Origin of the sequence: Shimia haliotis (assembly GCF_900114415.1) — a bacterium.
In the GTDB taxonomy this organism is placed as follows: Bacteria; Pseudomonadota; Alphaproteobacteria; order Rhodobacterales; family Rhodobacteraceae; genus Shimia; species Shimia haliotis.
On the sequence record NZ_FOSZ01000005.1, the window covers coordinates 301,089 to 317,691 of the forward strand.

General features: G+C 58.7%; 17 protein-coding genes and 1 tRNA gene. 7 read left to right on the forward strand and 11 right to left on the reverse strand.

Translation table 11 applies throughout. The features are described 5' to 3' along the window. Positions 1-37: 37 nt before the first annotated feature. On the forward strand, positions 38-865 hold the full coding sequence (locus BM069_RS13960; protein ID WP_093324537.1) for an NAD(P)-dependent oxidoreductase: 828 nt from the start codon (positions 38-40) through the stop codon (positions 863-865). 101 nt (positions 866-966) lie between these two features. Next, positions 967-1,662 (forward strand): CDP-alcohol phosphatidyltransferase family protein, encoded by a 696-nt coding sequence (locus BM069_RS13965; protein WP_093324563.1) that lies wholly within the window; start codon positions 967-969, stop codon positions 1,660-1,662. On the opposite strand, the gene BM069_RS13970 is transcribed toward BM069_RS13965, so the two are convergent. Beyond that, a complete protein-coding gene (locus BM069_RS13970) occupies positions 1,663-2,115 on the reverse strand; it encodes a methylated-DNA--[protein]-cysteine S-methyltransferase (protein ID WP_093324564.1) in 453 nt (150 codons plus the stop codon). Between the two features lie 72 nt (positions 2,116-2,187). After that, positions 2,188-5,094, reverse strand: a complete 2,907-nt coding sequence (gene ileS / locus BM069_RS13975; RefSeq protein WP_093324565.1) for an isoleucine--tRNA ligase — start codon at positions 5,092-5,094, stop codon at positions 2,188-2,190. Between the two features lie 233 nt (positions 5,095-5,327). Between ileS and BM069_RS13980 the strand changes: the two genes are divergently transcribed. Next, positions 5,328-5,735: a group III truncated hemoglobin gene (locus tag BM069_RS13980; RefSeq protein ID WP_093324566.1), complete on the forward strand. Its 408-nt coding sequence runs from the start codon at positions 5,328-5,330 to the stop codon at positions 5,733-5,735. Between the two features lie 24 nt (positions 5,736-5,759). Here the strand turns inward: BM069_RS13980 and BM069_RS13985 are convergent, their stop codons facing one another. From BM069_RS13985 to BM069_RS13995, 3 genes are read right to left on the reverse strand one after another with little or no spacing between them, the layout of a single operon-like run. Continuing rightward, positions 5,760-6,473 carry a VIT1/CCC1 transporter family protein gene (locus tag BM069_RS13985; RefSeq protein ID WP_093324567.1) on the reverse strand — a complete coding sequence of 238 codons (714 nt, stop codon included), beginning with the start codon at positions 6,471-6,473 and terminating at the stop codon, positions 5,760-5,762. A 5-nt stretch (positions 6,474-6,478) separates the two neighbouring features. After that, positions 6,479-7,474 carry a YcjF family protein gene (locus BM069_RS13990; protein ID WP_093324569.1) on the reverse strand — a complete coding sequence of 332 codons (996 nt, stop codon included), beginning with the start codon at positions 7,472-7,474 and terminating at the stop codon, positions 6,479-6,481. Next, entirely contained in the window at positions 7,471-8,886 is a 1,416-nt protein-coding gene (locus tag BM069_RS13995) for a YcjX family GTP-binding protein (protein WP_170846750.1), read from the reverse strand. Before BM069_RS13995 ends, BM069_RS13990 begins: the two co-directional genes overlap by 4 nt. Positions 8,887-8,994: 108 nt before the next feature. On the opposite strand from BM069_RS13995, the gene truA reads away from it, so the two are divergent. Beyond that, positions 8,995-9,768 (forward strand): tRNA pseudouridine(38-40) synthase TruA, encoded by a 774-nt coding sequence (truA, locus tag BM069_RS14000; RefSeq protein ID WP_093324570.1) that lies wholly within the window; start codon positions 8,995-8,997, stop codon positions 9,766-9,768. A gap of 64 nt (positions 9,769-9,832) precedes the next feature. Here the strand turns inward: truA and BM069_RS14005 are convergent, their stop codons facing one another. Then, a complete protein-coding gene (locus tag BM069_RS14005) occupies positions 9,833-10,507 on the reverse strand; it encodes a TIGR04283 family arsenosugar biosynthesis glycosyltransferase (protein ID WP_093324571.1) in 675 nt (224 codons plus the stop codon). Between the two features lie 80 nt (positions 10,508-10,587). On the opposite strand from BM069_RS14005, the gene ygfZ reads away from it, so the two are divergent. Next, positions 10,588-11,325 (forward strand): CAF17-like 4Fe-4S cluster assembly/insertion protein YgfZ, encoded by a 738-nt coding sequence (ygfZ, locus tag BM069_RS14010; protein ID WP_093324573.1) that lies wholly within the window; start codon positions 10,588-10,590, stop codon positions 11,323-11,325. A 133-nt stretch (positions 11,326-11,458) separates the two neighbouring features. Here the strand turns inward: ygfZ and efp are convergent, their stop codons facing one another. Beyond that, positions 11,459-12,022 (reverse strand): elongation factor P, encoded by a 564-nt coding sequence (gene efp / locus BM069_RS14015; RefSeq protein ID WP_093324574.1) that lies wholly within the window; start codon positions 12,020-12,022, stop codon positions 11,459-11,461. 216 nt (positions 12,023-12,238) lie between these two features. Between efp and BM069_RS14020 the strand changes: the two genes are divergently transcribed. After that, complete coding sequence (locus BM069_RS14020; protein WP_093324576.1) at positions 12,239-12,559, forward strand: DUF6280 family protein; 321 nt, start codon at positions 12,239-12,241, stop codon at positions 12,557-12,559. A gap of 72 nt (positions 12,560-12,631) precedes the next feature. Here the strand turns inward: BM069_RS14020 and BM069_RS14025 are convergent, their stop codons facing one another. The 3 genes from BM069_RS14025 to BM069_RS14035 all read right to left on the reverse strand — a co-directional run bounded on the left by BM069_RS14025 (position 12,632) and on the right by BM069_RS14035 (position 15,901). After that, positions 12,632-13,717, reverse strand: coding sequence for a hypothetical protein (locus tag BM069_RS14025; RefSeq protein WP_093324577.1), 1,086 nt, complete (start codon positions 13,715-13,717; stop codon positions 12,632-12,634). Positions 13,718-13,791: 74 nt separating this feature from the next. Next, positions 13,792-15,201 (reverse strand): TolC family outer membrane protein, encoded by a 1,410-nt coding sequence (locus BM069_RS14030; RefSeq protein ID WP_093324636.1) that lies wholly within the window; start codon positions 15,199-15,201, stop codon positions 13,792-13,794. Positions 15,202-15,247: 46 nt separating this feature from the next. Then, positions 15,248-15,901 (reverse strand): protein-L-isoaspartate O-methyltransferase family protein, encoded by a 654-nt coding sequence (locus tag BM069_RS14035; RefSeq protein ID WP_093324579.1) that lies wholly within the window; start codon positions 15,899-15,901, stop codon positions 15,248-15,250. Between the two features lie 222 nt (positions 15,902-16,123). Between BM069_RS14035 and BM069_RS14040 the strand changes: the two genes are divergently transcribed. After that, positions 16,124-16,197, forward strand: a tRNA-Cys gene (locus BM069_RS14040). A gap of 131 nt (positions 16,198-16,328) precedes the next feature. Here BM069_RS14040 and BM069_RS14045 read toward each other — a convergent pair. Continuing rightward, positions 16,329-16,603 (reverse strand): integrase core domain-containing protein (locus BM069_RS14045; protein ID WP_139216207.1); only part of this gene is annotated, 275 nt, incomplete at its 5' end.

Here is a 16,603-nt window from a genome sequence, read left to right on the forward strand (position 1 = left end):
CAATCGCTAAGCTCCCCCCAACTACGCGGGGGGACACATGACACTCACAGGCATCGGAATTGCGGGCTGCGGACGGATGGGCGGCCCAATGCTTGATGCGCTCACCACGGCTGGGTTTGACGCCAATGGCTTTGATGTCCGGCCCGCGAGTGATTTTGGCACCCGCGCGCCGCAGATGCGCACTCTGCCTGAATTTCGCAATCACCTGAAAATCCTGATCACGGTGGTACGCGACATCGCCCAAACCGACGACGTTCTTTTTGGCGCCCAAAACCTGATCAAGACCGCGCCCGATCTGCGCACGATCATTGTCTCCTCCACGCTTTCGCCGCGCTACGTTGCCGACCTGCGTGCCCGTGTCCCTGATCACATCTCTCTCATTGACGCACCGATGTCCGGCGCCGCCATCGCTGCACAAGAAGCCCGCCTTTCTTTCATGCTCGGCGGCGCGACATCCGACCTCGACACACACCAGCCGCTCTTTGACGCAATGGGCGCACACTTTCATCGCATGGGCGGCTACGGCGCGGGTATGCAAGCCAAGGTTCTCAACAACCTGCTTGCCGCCTCAAACACCGCCATGACGCGACTGGTGCTCGATTGGGCCGATCAGGCGGGCATTGAAGAAACCGCCCTTCTGGATTTGATCAACACAAGCTCGGGCCAAAACTGGTTCGCTTCCGGATTTGATACGATCGAATTTTCCCGCGATGGCTGGCAGGCGGACAACACCATCGGCATCTTGACCAAAGACGTCGCCTCCGCACTGGATGCTGCTCCGCAAAACGCGGACACCACTTTGCCCGAAACCGTGCAGTCAACCGTCCGCGCTCTCAAGCCACGCGCCGACAAACCAGACGCTTAGCAAAAGGTTTTGTTACCTCTCAAGATTTCGCCGAAAATCTGAAACGTTGTGGCCGCGACCTAGCCGTTGCCAAATCGTCCCATTTCCTGCATGACGTCCCAATGACACTTCGCAGCCGCGCCCTCGCCGTCCATTTATTCACTGCCACTGGTGCGGTTTTTGCCATGCTCGCCATGCTTGCCGCCGTCGATGGCAAGTGGAGCCTCATGTTCCTCTGGCTTGTGGTGGCCTTTGTGGTGGATGGCATCGACGGCCCTCTCGCGCGCCGCTATAACGTGAAAGAAAACGCGCCAGAGTTTGACGGCGTGTTGCTCGATCTGATCATCGACTATCTCACCTATGTTTTCATTCCCGCCTTTGCTCTTTTTAAATCAGGGCTCATGGCAGGCTGGACCGGGTGGTTTGCGATCATCATAATCACTTTCGCTTCGGCGCTTTATTTCGCCGATACCCGCATGAAAACAAAAGACAATTCTTTCTCCGGCTTTCCCGGTTGCTGGAACATGCTGGTGATTGTGATCTTCGCGGTTGAACCCAACTTCTGGGTCAGCTTCGGCCTTGTTACCGCCTTGGCCATTGCCATGTTTGTGCCGGTGAAATTCGTACATCCCGTACGCACCGAGCGCTGGCGCATGGTCACGCTGCCGATGGCGCTTGGCTGGACCTTTTTTGCCGGCTGGGCCGCTTGGGTCGATTTCCATCCGGAAAGCTGGGCCATTCAGGGGCTTGTCGCCACCTCCGTTTATCTGACCTTGGCCGGCGCCGCGCAACAAATCATTTACCGCGAAACTCTCTAATCAGATCAGCAAGCCACCGGCGCGCTCATGTTTGAGCAGCCAAACTTTGGTCTCAACACCGCCTTCACCGGAAAACCCACCAAGACCATTTGCCCCCAGCACCCGATGACAGGGGATAATCACCGGTATCGGATTGCCGCCACAGCCCTGACCAATCGCCTGCGCGGGTACGCCCAACTCTTTGGACAACTCTCCATAGGTTTTCGTCTCGCCAAGCGGTATGGCCAGCATCGCGTCGCAAACGGCTTGCTGAAACTCAGACGCCTCCACCCGTAACGGCAGGTCAAACCCGTTGGCCGCATCCTCAAAATACGCTGCCAACTGAGCTGCGGCCTTCCGCAGCAAGGGTGTGTCATCAGACCCGCCCGTCCCCCACTCCGCCCGCACAACCGCGCCGTCCTTTTCACGCAGGACCATCGGGCCGGTCGGGGTTGCAACAGTGGTTTCAAACATAGTCTCACCCTGCCCAAGAAAAAGGCGCCCCGCAAGCGGGACGCCTCTGATTAAGCATCATTCGGAGTGGGCTCAGCCCAACGCTTCGCTACACCGACCGCAAACGCCGTCATGGCCGCTTTGACCAACGTCGGGCAGGATCTTCCAGCAACGCTGGCACTTCTCGCCCTCGGCACGTTCAAACACCACGCCGACGCCTTCGATCTCTGGCAAGCGGAACGCCTCTGCGGGCATTGGGTCGTTCGTGACCTGAATGGTCGAGGTGATGCAGATATCGGCAAAGTTCACCGACTTCAGCGCCTCAACCACCTCAGCGTCGCGCACATGCACCACCGGCGCCGCCTCAAGGCTGGCCCCGATCACCTTGTCTGTCCGCTGGATCTCCAGCGCAGCCGTCACGACGCGACGCACGTCACGCACACCGGCCCATTTCGCCGCCAGCGGTTCGTTCAACCAATCCGCAGGCGTGTCGGCAAAGTCGATCAAATGCACAGAGCTGTCATCACCCGGGAAGCGTTCAAGCCAGACCTCTTCCATGGTGAACACCAGAACCGGTGCAAGCCATGTGGTCAGGCGGTGGAACAGAATATCCAGAACCGTGCGCGCCGACCGGCGACGCAGCGTGTCTCCGTCGCAATACAGTGCATCCTTGCGGATATCGAAGTAAAACGCCGACAACTCAACGGTCGCAAAGTTGAAGATCGCGCTGAACACACCTTGGAAGTTGAACTCGGCATAGCCCTTGCGAACCTGATGATCCAACTCGGCCAGACGATGCAGAACCCAGCGCTCAAGCTCGGGCATATCCGCCACATCCACACGATCCGCTTCTGTGAACTCGCTGAGCGAGCCAAGCATAAACCGCATGGTGTTGCGCAACCGGCGATAGCTGTCCGCCACACCTTTGAGGATTTCCGGCCCGATCCGTTGATCAGCGGTGTAGTCGGTCTGTGCCACCCAAAGACGCAGGATATCCGCGCCATACTGTTTGATGACCTCTTCCGGCACGATGGTGTTGCCGAGCGATTTGGACATCTTGTTGCCCTTCTCGTCCAGCGTGAACCCATGCGTCACCACATTGCGGTAAGGCGCGCGGCCATTGGTGCCACAGGACTGCAACAGCGAGCTGTGGAACCAGCCACGGTGCTGGTCGGTGCCTTCCATATAGACATCCGCGATGCCGTCGGCGGTGCCGTCCTCACGATCGCGCAGTACAAACGCATGCGTGGAACCTGAGTCAAACCATACGTCGAGCACGTCAAAGACCTGCTCCCACTCGTCCACATTGTAATCGCCACCAAGGAAGCGCTCTTTCGCGCCGTCCATGTACCAGCAATCCGCGCCTTCGGCCTCAAACGCTTCGGAAATCCGCGCATTCACCGCCGTATCGCGCAACAGGAAGTCCGGATCGGTCGGCAGCTTGCCCTTGCGCACAAAACAGGTCAGCGGAACGCCCCACGCCCGTTGGCGCGACAGAACCCAATCGGGCCGCGCTTCGATCATGGAATACAGACGGTTGCGCCCGGTCTGCGGCCACCATTTCACCTCTTGGTCAATCGCGTTCAGCGCCCGCTCACGGATCGTCGTGCCCAATGTGTCCTGACCGTCACCCACCGCGCGATCCACACTCGCAAACCACTGCGGCGTGTTGCGATAGATGATCGGCGCCTTACTGCGCCAGCTGTGCGGATAGGAGTGCTTGATCTTGCCACGCGCCAGCAGCCCGCCAACCTCGACCAGCTTGTCGATGATCTTCTTGTTGGCGTCGCCTTCCTTACCCTTGCGGTTCAGGATGTAGCTGCCACCAAAGAACGGCAGGTCTGCGCGAAAACCGCCATCATCCATGACGTTATAGGTCAGCACACTCTCCAACATGCCCAGATCACGGTAGAGCTCGAATTCCTCCATACCGTGGCTCGGCGCACAGTGCACAAAACCGGTGCCTTCGGTGTCGGTCACAAAAGGTGCGGCGCGGAAATCACGCAGATCATCCCATTCACCCTCGCCACCTTCGGCACCATGCAGCGGGTGTTTAAGATCAAGCGCAGCCAGTTCATCCGCCGCCACATCACGCACACGCGTCCACATGTCGCCGTCCAGACGGGCCCGCGTCATCACATCCGCCGCCAAATTATCGGCCAGCAAGAAGCGATCGCCCACATTGGCCCAGCTTTCCTCGGGCGTGCCGGTGACCTCATAAAGGCCATAGGCAATGTCGGCACCATAAACGACCGCCTTGTTGGACGGGATCGTCCATGGCGTCGTGGTCCAGATCACTACCTGTGCGTCTTTCAGGTCAGTGTCTTCGTTGGCAACCTTGAACTTCACCCAGATCGTGAAGCTTTCCTTGTCGTGGTATTCGACCTCAGCCTCGGCCAGCGCGGTCTTTTCAACCGGCGACCACATCACAGGCTTAGAGCCTTGATAAAGCGTGCCATTCATCAGGAACTTCATGAATTCCTCGGCGATCACCGCCTCGGCATGGTAGTCCATGGTGATATAGGGCGCAGGCCAGTTGCCGGTGATGCCAAGCCGTTTGAACTCCTCACGCTGGATGTCGATCCAGCCCTCGGCAAACTTGCGGCATTCCTGACGGAACTCGACGATATCAACTGCGTCCTTGTCGCGGCCCTTCTTGCGGTACTGCTCTTCGATCTTCCATTCGATCGGCAGACCGTGACAATCCCAACCCGGCACATAACGCGCGTCATGGCCCATCATCTGATGGGAGCGCACGATCATGTCCTTGATGGTCTTGTTCAGCGCGTGACCGATGTGCAGGTGGCCATTCGCATAGGGCGGGCCATCATGCAGCGTGAAAGGCGTGCGGCCTTCCTTCTCGCGCAGGCGATCATAAACGCCGATCTTCTCCCAACGCTCCAGCCACGCAGGCTCGCGCTTGGGCAGCCCCGCGCGCATCGGGAAATCAGTTTTCGGCAGGTTCAGAGTTTCTTTGTAGTCAGGTGTTTCGGCACACATGTGTCCGGTCCTTTTCAGGAAGTCTTATTCGGAAAGGTCTAGGGGCGGCGCGGCAGTCCATACGCCTTGTCCCGGCGGCTCGATGGATCAGAGCGCCGGGCTGATAATTCGAATAATGATGGCATGTATCTTCATCATGGCCGCGTTATAGGCCCCTGCGACCACAGGGTAAAGCCGCGATCCTTGTCGCATCTGTGCAAATCGCCTATCTCGGTGCCAAGACGGAGAGTACCATGGCTACCATCCCCCCGAAATTCGACATCACCCGCCCCGAGATCGAACGCGTTGTGGCCGCGTTTTACGCACGCATCCGCGAACACCCCGGATTGGGACCGGTCTTTGCTGCACATATTTCTGATTGGGAGCCGCACGAGGCCAAAGTGGCCAACTTCTGGGCCAATGCGATCCTGTTTGAGCGATCCTACGACGGCAACCCGCTCGCCGTTCACCGCAAGGCAGGCAACGTGCAGCCTGGCATGTTTGAAACATGGTTGGCACTCTTTGACCGAATACTGGTGCAAGAACTCAACGAGACCCAAGCCGCCGCATGGTCCGCACTGGCCCACAACATCGGCCGCAGCCTGCGCGCTGGCGTTGTTGAAAAAGTCAAAGGGCCAGGTGGCATCCCGATCCTCAAGTGATCTAAGGCCAAGAGCCTCTCTCCGTCACCCGACGTTGAACAAGCTGCCCACACCATAGGCAATCGCCGCTGCCACACCGCCAATCGCCAGCGTCTCAAGCCCCGATTTCCACCACGGCTCCAGCGACCACTTCGCTTTCATTGTGCCAATCGCAAAGAACGTCACGCCGGTCATCATAGCCGACCAAGTGAACGCATCCGGCACGCCGAAAATAAACGGCAAAAGCGGCACAAATCCCGCCACCAGAAACGCCAGAAACGTCGCCATCGCCGCGCGTTGCGGGTGCGGGTCCACGCCAGCCAGACCGTATTCGCCCTCAAGCATCAACTGCACCGCCGCCTCTTCATTGGCCGCAATCGCATCTGTGGCGGCTTCCAGCACTTCGCCCTCAAGTCCCTTCAGGCGCAAAATCTCTCGGATCTCCCGCCGTTCGCCCTCGGGCCATTCTTTCAGATGGTGCTTCTCCACCGCCCGCAAGCGTTTTGCGTCATCCAACTCAGCCTTCGTGCCAAGGAAGTTGCCTGCCGCCATCGAAAACCCGTCTGCCAGCACATTGGCAATGCCCAGCGCCACAATGATAAAGGGCGACAACCCTGCACCGGCGACGCCCGCCACAATGGCAAAGGTCGTGACCGAGCCATCGATGCCGCCATAGACGACATCCCGCAACAAACCTCGCCCAGGCGGGTTGCCGATCCTGTGTTCAACTTCTTTTTGCGAGTGACCATGCGGTGCCATGACCGTTAGCCTTCCTTGCCAAACAATCCGGTCAGCGCGCGTTTGACCAACCCCGTCACGGCGGGCCTGCGTCCCTCGCCAAACGGCATCGGTCGGCACACTTCCATCGCGGCAACCCCAACGCGTGCGGTCAATGCCCCGTTGACGATACCCTCGCCAAAGCGGCGGCTCACCTTGGCCAAAGCCCCGCCACCCACCATCGACCCGATCAAGTCGTCACCGGCAGCCACGGCTCCGGTCGCCACCAAATGTGTCATCACCGCCCGGAAAAGCCGCCAACTGCCCAGCACGCCGGTCCGTCCGCCGTAAATCTCGGCCACTCGCCGGATCATCCGCAGGTTCGCCGTCAGGGCCGCCACCACGTCCGCCAACGCAAGCGGCACCAGCGCCGTCACCGCCGCCACTTGCCGCGCCGCCGCCTCCACCTCCAATTGCGCCGCCTTATCGAGCGGCCCCATCAATTCAGCCTCTGCCACTTTCAAAAGAGCATCACCATCCAGCATGTCCGCCCGCTGTTTCGCCAGCGTGTCACGGCCCCACCGCAAATCGTCCCGACCGCGATAGAACTGCAAGAGACTGTCCACCAGCCCCCGCGCCTGCGCCAACTCTCCGGCTTCCACCGCTTGTGCAGCAATTGTCTTTAGACCATCCACCCGACGCAGCCGCGCAAAACCGGCCAACTCGCGCAAAACCATAAGGCCTGCCACCACCAGCAAAGCGACGCCAATAACGCTCACCGCCATGCCCAACGCAGGCGACCGGCCGACCAGTCCGACGGCAAAGTCCCACGCGGCGACGGTCACAGCGGCACTCACAAAGGTCGCCAACAAGCCCCAGAACAGACTTCCCAGCCAACTCACTTTGCGCGCGCCCAGCCGCGCAGCCACCTGCATCGCCTGTCCTTCCGGCGCCGGCATGCCAAGCTCCGGAACCGGTGCAGCCTCAGCCACATCGGGCGTCTGCCCCTCGTCCAGGTCGATCAGAACCGGTCCCTGTGTCACAACAGATCTCCAATCAAAAACTGCGCCGCGCGATCCAGCCGGATATGCGGCGGCCCTTCACCGGGACGCAAGGTCAACGGCGCTGGTGCAAACTTCATCACCTGATAATCCTGCCCCAACCATGCCACGGCCCCCTGCCGCGCCGGTGTCAACAACACGCTCGGATCCTGCGGCAAAGCCCCGGGATACAACGCCGCCTGCTTGCCGCTCTCCAGCAACCGCCCGCGCACACACTCCAAAGCTTTGCCGTCATGCGCCACGGTTTCCTCCACCGTGGCCCGCACCGCCGCAAGCGACATGGCATGCGTGCCCGCGCCGGCAAACTGCGCCCGATCCGCGGCATCGCGCGTCAGTGCCTGCATGATCGCGGTCAGTTCTGGGTGTTGCGAATGATGCAGATGATCCGCTTTTGTCGCGGCAAAAAGCACCTTTTCCACCCGTTTTCCCCGCAGAAGCCGAGTCAGGAACGAATTACGCCCCGGCCTGAACGCCGCAAGCGTGTCCCGCAACCCACTCCGCAGATCTTCAACCGCGCGCGGCCCCGCATGGATGGCCCCCAGTGCATCGACAAGGATCACCTGCCTGTCCAGTCGCGAGAAATGATCACGGAAAAATGGCGCCACAACGCGCGCCTTATAGGCCTCAAACCGACGCTCAAACGCCCGCCACAGTGACCGCCGCGATGCTTTTTCGACCTCCGGCAACGGCGCAAAAGTCAACGCGGGCGAGCCTTCCAACTCTCCTGGCAACAAAAACCGCCCCGGCGTGCAATCGCTGTATCCCGCCCCGCGCGCCTCATGCAAATAGTCAGTAAAACTCGCGGCCATGGCCTGCGCTTTGGGCTCATCCAGTTCCGCCGCAGCGTCGATCCCGTCAAGCATCGCCAGATATCCGACTGCTTCCTCCCGCCCTTGCAGACGCGTAAGCACCTCACTGCTCCACTGCGCAAAACTCTTGTCCAAAAGCGCCAGATCCAGAAGCCATTCGCCGGGATAGTCAACAATATCCAGATGCACGGTCCGTGCGCCCTGAAGCCCGGCAAACATGCCCGAGGGCTTCACCCTCATCGTCACCCGCAGTTCGCTGATGGCGCGTGTGCTCTCGGGCCAGACCGGCGCCGCCCCCGTCATCGCCGCCAAATGCGCTTCATAGTCAAACCGCGGCACAAGATCATCGGGCTGTGGCTGCAAAAATGCCGCCTCGATCCGCCCCTCCGCGTGTGCCGCCAACTGCGGCATGCGTCCGCGATCAAGCAGGTTCGCCACAAGGGACGTGATAAACACAGTCTTGCCCGAGCGCGCCATGCCGGTCACACCCAACCGGACCACCGGTTCAAAAAATGCTTCCGACAGGCCATCGCCTGCCGCTTCCACCCGACGCAAAACTCCGTCGGCAATGCTGGAAATGACCAAACGTCCGGCCCCTTTTCCTGTTTCATTCCAAAACCTAGGCCCTGCCCGCCTGCATTGCTAGGGCACGGGTCTCTTCTCTTTCCCCCTAAGTTGAGCTATTGCCCCGCCATGCCTAGATATGCGCTCCAAGTTGAATACCATGGTCAGCCCTTCGCCGGCTGGCAACGCCAAGCCGACCAACCCTCGGTTCAAGGCGCAATAGAGGCTGCGCTGGCGAAACTGCAGCCGGGCGCGCACACCATCGCTGCCGCGGGTCGCACCGACGCAGGCGTTCATGCGCTGGCGCAAGTCGCCCACTGCGATCTCGACAAAGATTGGGATCCTTTCCGCCTGTCCGAGGCTCTGAATTTCCAACTCAAACCCGCTCCCGTGGCCATCACCGCCTGCGCGCAGGTGGAGGAGGATTGGCACGCCCGTTTTTCGGCGTTGGAGCGGCGCTACCTATTCCGGTTGCTGATGCGCCGCGCTCCGGCCACTCATCAGGCCGGCCTCGTCTGGCAAGTGAAAAACGACCTCGACGTCGCCGCCATGCAAGTCGGCGCGGATCGGTTGTTGGGCAACCACGACTTCACCACATTCCGCAGCTCCATTTGTCAGGCCGCATCGCCGCAGAAAACACTGGATGAGCTGCGCGTGGAATATGTCGACACCTTAAGCGGCCCGGAAATCCACTTCCATGTCCGTGCCCGCTCCTTCCTGCACAATCAGGTCCGCAGCTTTGTGGGCACACTCGAACGTGTCGGCGCAGGCGCATGGACGCCCGACGATGTAACAACCGCGCTCGAAGCCCGCGATCGCGCCGCTTGCGGTCCGGTTTGCCCGCCACAAGGTCTCTACCTTGCCGGCGTCACCTACCCCACCGATGTTTTCGCCCAATCCTAATGCTTCTCGCTTGCTTCAAATACTCTGGGGGAGTCACAGCTTGCTGTGACGGGGGCAACGCCCCCTATTTCCGATACGCCGCTGCCAGCCTCTCCGGCGAGACCCCGCAGAAATAGCGCGCCAGCGTCCAGAGATTGCGTGCGCCACGACGGATCCACCCCTGCGCCCGATATTTTGCCGAACTTGTCACCGCCAGATGATCCAACGCTTTCAACCGTCCACGCAAAGCGCGCGCCATGGCCACATCTTCCATCAACGGCATCTCTCGAAATCCGCCGACCTCCCGATAAAGGCGCGCAGACACCAGCAATCCCTGATCCCCATAAGGCAATCCGAACGCCCGAGAACGCAGATTGGCCCATCCGGCCACCGCCGCGCCCCCTTCGTCAAATCCAAGCCTGAAATACCCCGCGCGCTCCGCTGTGCGGGCCATATGGGCGCCCACCACATCGGTCCATCCAGGGGCCAGTTCCGTGTCCGCGTGCAAAAACAACACCCAATCCCCGCCCGCGGCCTCCGCGCCGGCTTTCAATTGCCCGCCCCGCGAGGGCGCACGCTGCAAAACCTCCGCACCGACCTCTTCCGCGATCTTGCAGGTATCGTCCTCAGATCCCCCGTCCACCACAATCAACTCCCGCAGCAGACCCGCCTCGACGCCCTCATAAATGGCCGCCAGACTGACCGGCAGAGCTTTCTCTGCGTTCAAAGTGGGGATCACCACTGACAATGGTGCGCGCATTTGTGACCTCCAGCCTGTTGCACTGACCTCTCCTGTCTATATGAACGAAGACGCGCAAGAACAGAACAGGCTCCGAACCCATGGACCGACCCCGTAAAATACTTCGCCTTTCAGGCACCGATACAGAGACCTTCCTGCAAGGACTCATAACCAACGATCTCGAAAAGATGGATGATGGCCTGCTTTATGCGGCCATTTTGACGCCGCAGGGCAAATATCTCGCCGACTTCTTTCTCTGTCGCGCCCATGACGCGATCCTGATGGATGTCGACGCAGAACAGGCCCCATCGCTTATGCAGCGACTGAACATGTACAAACTGCGCGCCGATGTCACGATCGAGGACCCCGCCCTTAACCTACATCGGGGCCTGAGCGACACGCCCGCCGACGGCTTTGCCGACCCCCGCGCAGACGGCCTCGGCTGGCGCGCCTATCGCGATGCGCCCCAGACGGACGATCAAACCGATTGGCCCGCGCACTATGTCGCCCACCAAATCCCCATGTCGGGCGTTGAGTTGACCGGCGACAGCTACATTCTGGAAAACGGTTTCGAACGCCTGAACGGAGTCGATTTCCGCAAAGGTTGCTATGTCGGTCAGGAAGTGACCGCCCGCATGAAGCACAAAACCGAACTGCGCAAAGGGTTGGCTCTGCTATCTATCGACGGAGAAGCTCCGGTAGGCTCAGAGATCACACGCGACGGCCGCACTGTTGGGACTCTCTTCACTCAGGCCAACGGCCAAGCGCTGGCGTATCTGCGTTTTGACCGCGCCGGCGACGGGATGCAGGCGGGCAACGCGACGCTGCAAATGCCATAAATTTACGAATCATCGATCCCGTTAAATCCGCACCGTCGCGATACCGACGTAGTACCGACGTGATGCAGACAGCCCAAAACAGCAAAAAGCCGCCCAATCGGGGCGGCTTTTCGCTTGTCTCAGGTGCCCGAATTCAGGCGCGTTCGGAGTATTCCATGGTCTCTGTGTTGACCACAATCATCTCGTCCTGCCCCACAAACGGCGGTACCATCACCTTTACACCATTGTCCAAAACTGCCGGCTTGAACGAGTTTGCAGCCGTCTGACCTTTCACGACCGGCTCGGTTTCCACGATCTTGCAGGTCACTTTTTGCGGCACAGTGGCGTTCAAAGCTTCCTCTTCGTAGAATTCCACGACGATGGTCATACCGTCCTGCAAGAACGGGCGACGATCACCCAAAAGGTCCGCAGGCAGTTGAATTTGCTCATAAGTTTCCGTGTCCATGAACATCAGCATGCCGTCATCCTCATAGAGGAACTGCTGGTCTTTCTGTTCCAGACGTACACGCTCGACCTTGTCGGCAGACCGGAAGCGTTCGTTCAGTTTGGAGCCGTTTCGCAAGTTGCGCAGTTCTACCTGAGCAAAGGCGCCGCCTTTGCCGGGTTTCACGTGATCCACCTTAACCGCGGCCCAAAGACCATCGTTATGTTCCAGCACATTGCCGGGGCGAATTTCGTTACCATTAATTTTGGGCATGTCGAAAACCTTATCATTAAGGTTGATTGAAGGATTTGATGTCCTATATCTGCCCAGTCGGCAGGTGGCAAGGCAGCCTGCGGATTGTGCGACAAGACTTTGGTTATGCACACGCAGCATAAGAGCTATGCATTATCAGCCTACCCGAATCATACGTTTTGCTCCATAAGGAGCGGCACGCCAAAAACACAAGAGCAATAATATAAGGACGACGAGATGAGAGATTTCGTTGACGGAGCGGCTTTTAATAACGAACAAGGCAACCGCGCCCGTAAACTGTTTGCAGCCGTTGTGTTGGCTGCGCTTGATGATGCAATTGCCGACGACAAAAAGTACGGCAATGGTCCCGAGCAAATCGCTCGTTGGGCACGCTCTCGCGATGGTCGCGAAGTGCTGTCCTGCGCTGGCATCGACCCGAACGAACGGGTTGTGTCTGGCTTGATGGAGTTTGTCGCCAAAGGCGTCCGGACTTCCGTTGCGCTGTCTCGCGAGGAAAGCGAGCGTCGCAATGCTGCTGCTCAGGCTGAAGCCGCCTAAGCAGTTTTCAAGCTGCCCGAAAAAAGACGCGCCCAAAACGGGCGCGTCTTTTTCTTTTTCCTAGATCTCTGATCAGTCGAGGTCGTGCGCCGCCAATGCCCGGTGGATTTCCCGCCGCACGAGCTTGCGTACATTGCGTGTGATCCGCTCACCCAACGCGCCCTGAAGCTCCTGGCGCACAATATCCGCAACCATCTCGCGCAACGCCTCTTCGTCGATGACCGCGGGATCATCCAAAGCGTCCGCAAGCCCCTGCTCCACCTCCTCGGCGATTCCCTCGACCGCTTCGGTTTCAATCTGGGTCTCTGCAGCATATGCCATCGCATCCAATGGTTCTGCAGAGGGCGTAATCGGCTCGGCAGATACCGTCAGCTCCGCCTCGGCATAGTCGCTATCCACGGGCTCACCTTCGACAGTGACTGCTTCTTCACCATCTCGCCAGTTGACCAGCCGCGCCTCAAGAACCTTTTTGAAATCAAAAGGCTCCTCTACGTCGCTTTCGTCAAAAGACTCGTCTGTCGCTTCCACAAACCCTGAATTGCCCAGAGCGTCGCCATCCTCGCCTTCTGGCTTACTCACGTCTTCCAGATCATCCGTCGCCAGCTCGCCATTCAACTCATCTGCTGTCTCTTGAAGACCATAAGCGTCCATGTCCGACGTATGCTCTGCGTCATCCTGACCGTCCTCTAACGCTGGCTCCACGTCATCGGTGCCATCGTCGTCCTCGGCCACGAGCTCAGGCCCCTCGATCTCTGGGTCGGCAAAGGCCTCTGTGGTTTCCGCGACCTCTTCGACATCATCAAACCGGTCCGCCTCCAAAGTTTCCTCTTCTTCGGGAATCTCCAGCGACTCGGCGTGGTCACTCTCAAACTCTGCCACATCCAGAATCTCGGATGAGTCTTCGTCGCCAGCTTCGGCATCAAACTCATCAAACGCGCGATCTTGCGCATCCTCAACCCGCAACGCAGGCGTGAGAACAAGCGCCATAGGCACGGATTTAGCAGGAACTTCAGAAGGTTGGCCCTGATGCGCAGTTTCATCATCCGTTGCTTCATCATCTACAACGGGCGCGCTGTCTACAGGCCGATTCTCTGAAACGAGTCGGCGAATAGACGTCAAAACATCTTCAATTTCAGCGTTGCTGACGGGATCGGGCATATTCTGTCACCACTCTTAACCTCGGAAAGAGTGTAACGATAGGCGCCCGACCACACAACAGATAGGAAGAATTGTTATTCTTTCCCAATGGCTTTGAGCAACTTATCCAGCTTCTGCCCCTGCTCCGAACGAATGGTCGGCGCATCTTTCACCATGTTGTAATACGCTTCCGGATCATAGCGCTCGACCTTCAGGTTCAGACGATCCACCGTCAACTGCCCCATCGAGGACAACAGCGCATAAGCGGCAACAACCTGCGTTGCCTGCGCCGAAATCCGGTCTGTTTCCGCGTCCAGAAGATCCTGCTCCGCAGTCAGAACATCCAATGTGGTACGTGCGCCGAGCTTTGCTTCTTCGCGTACACCTTCAAAAGCGATACGGGAGGCTTCCACCTGCTGAACGGAGGCTTGAATTTGCGCCCCTGCAGCAGAAAGTTGCGACCAACTGGTCCCCGCATTTTGGCGAATGTTGTGACGCGTGACGTGCAGGTTGGCCCGTTGCTGATCACGGACGGCCTGAGATTTCCGTACCAATGCGGACAACCGTCCGCCTTGATAGATTGGCGCAGACGCTCGCAGGCCGACAAAGGCACCATCAGTGAAATTGGAATTGCCAAACTCACGTTCAACGGACACCCCGGTCCGCAGAGTGACCGAAGGACCCATAGCAGCGCGCGCCTGATCCACTGCCAGCTCAGCAGCCGCAATCTGGTGCTGCACCTGAAGCATGGACGGATGGGCGCGGATCGCCACTTCTTTTGCGTCTTCGATCGATTTCGCAGATCGCGGCAAAGACCGCGGCGCGATCAAATTGCCTGGCCGGACACCAACCGCAGCCGCATAAAACTCCTGGCTCGCAGCGAAGTCACCCTGCGCGGCCGCCAGTTGTGCACGGGCTCCGGCCAAACGGGCCTCTGCCAGCGACACGTCGGTACGCGTCACTTCACCCACTTCAAAGCGATCCTGTGCAGCCTGCAATTCACGCTGCAGAAGGCGCAGGTTGTTTTGGCGCAACTCTACAATTTCGCGGTTTGCAACCACGTCCATGAACGCCTGCACCGCATTAAAGAGAACTGATTGCTCAACCGAAACCAGCCCCTGACGCGTAGCCAAAACCGTTTCTTTGGCAGATTCCGTCAACAACTTGGACACGCCATTGTCAAAGATCAGAAGATCGGCGGAAACGCCAAAATCGATAAAGGACTTGTTGCTTGTCAATGAGACTGTCGAGTTGCCGCCGTTTCCATAGTTGTGCTGCACGTTGCTGATCCAGCTTACCACCGGACGCAGGGCCGCCATGGAAATGGCCACATCTTCGTCAGCTGCCCGCAAGAGCGCGCGATTCTGATCCAGCAGCCCACTATGTTCATAGGCGGTCGCCATGGCGTCCGCGAGCGTCTGAGAGGCGGCTGTCTGCGCCGTGCCAAAAGAAACTGTCAGCGCAACCGCGCTAACTTGAACCGCTTGAAATAGCTTTTGCAGCATGTTTTCTTGTCGCTCCGCCTTTTTTGCGCACATGTCGCGCAGTGTTTTAAAGTTCGAACGCTCGGCTCTTTTTGAAGCCAGGCAATACGGGGGCTCCAGCATTGAATGCAAAGCGCCAGTTCAATTCACCGTCGATCTTGTAACCGACCCGCACGACGCCAAGGGCGCCTTCGACAAACAGCGCCGCAATACGCCCGCCGTCTTTGATTTGATCCACTATGGCCTCCGGAAGCGTTTCAACGCCACCCTGAAGAACTACAACATCATAGGGTCCATGCTCAGCCGCCCCTTCAGTCAGCGGCGCCACATGCACAATCGCGTTGTCCACCCCATGCTCGGACAGGGTTGTCTGCGCATCTTCCGCGCGCGACTCGTCATCTTCCAGCGCCACAACAGCTTCAGCCATCCGCGCCATCACTGCCGCCGAATAACCAAGCCCCGTGCCGATATCGAGCACCAACTCATCAGCCTGAATGTCCAATTCATCAAGCACCTTCGCCAAAACCCGCGGATCAAGCACAACGCGACCACCATCCAGCTCGACGTGCTCACCCATATATGCCGCATCGCGTTTGGTGCTGGGCACATAAGATTCCCGCGGCACCGACAACATCGCTTCAATGACGGTGTATTTGGTCACATCAGAAGGCCGGATCTGCGTGTCGACCATGGTTGTGCGAAGGGCAGTATAGTTCGTCATTCCAAACTCGTTTTGATCGGACTCGTGTCATTCTGTCTTGCCACAAAGCCCAAACTTGGGCAACGCCGCTTCGGCGGATTTTAGATCATTCGTCAAATTTGTCGCTTGTTGCAGCCCAAGGCCCGGACTTAGGAAGCCGCACGACAAAAAACCGCTTGCACGTCCTGCGGATTCATTTCATGTATGCGGCCACTTCGGGGCGGTGCCTCGAAACACCACGGTGGCGAGTTGGCGGAGTGGTGACGCAGCGGATTGCAAATCCGTGTACACCGGTTCGATTCCGGTACTCGCCTCCAAGCATTTTCCTAGAAAAATCAACACTAAATCCCCAAAAATGCGGTGATTTTACGAACCTCGTCACATTTACCTAAATGTGCCCAAATGTATGGGTAATCCCCCCATTTTTAGAGGGGCGCGTCAGTAGAATCTAAGCTGCTTTCAATTTCTGTATCTGCGTCACGCCACCGATCCCCATGTTTGGTCTTTCGTTGTTGTATGTCCAGAGCCAGTGAGTGGCGTGGTCTTGCACCTCCTCGATGCTGTTGAAGTGATACCGCCCCAGCCATTCTGTCCGGACTGTCCTATTGTAGCGTTCGACATAGGCGTTCTGCTGCGGCTTTCCGGGTTGGATGTAGATTAGGCCGATCCCGGCGTTCTCGGCCCAAGTCTGCAATCGACCACTGACGTATTCAGGGCCATTGT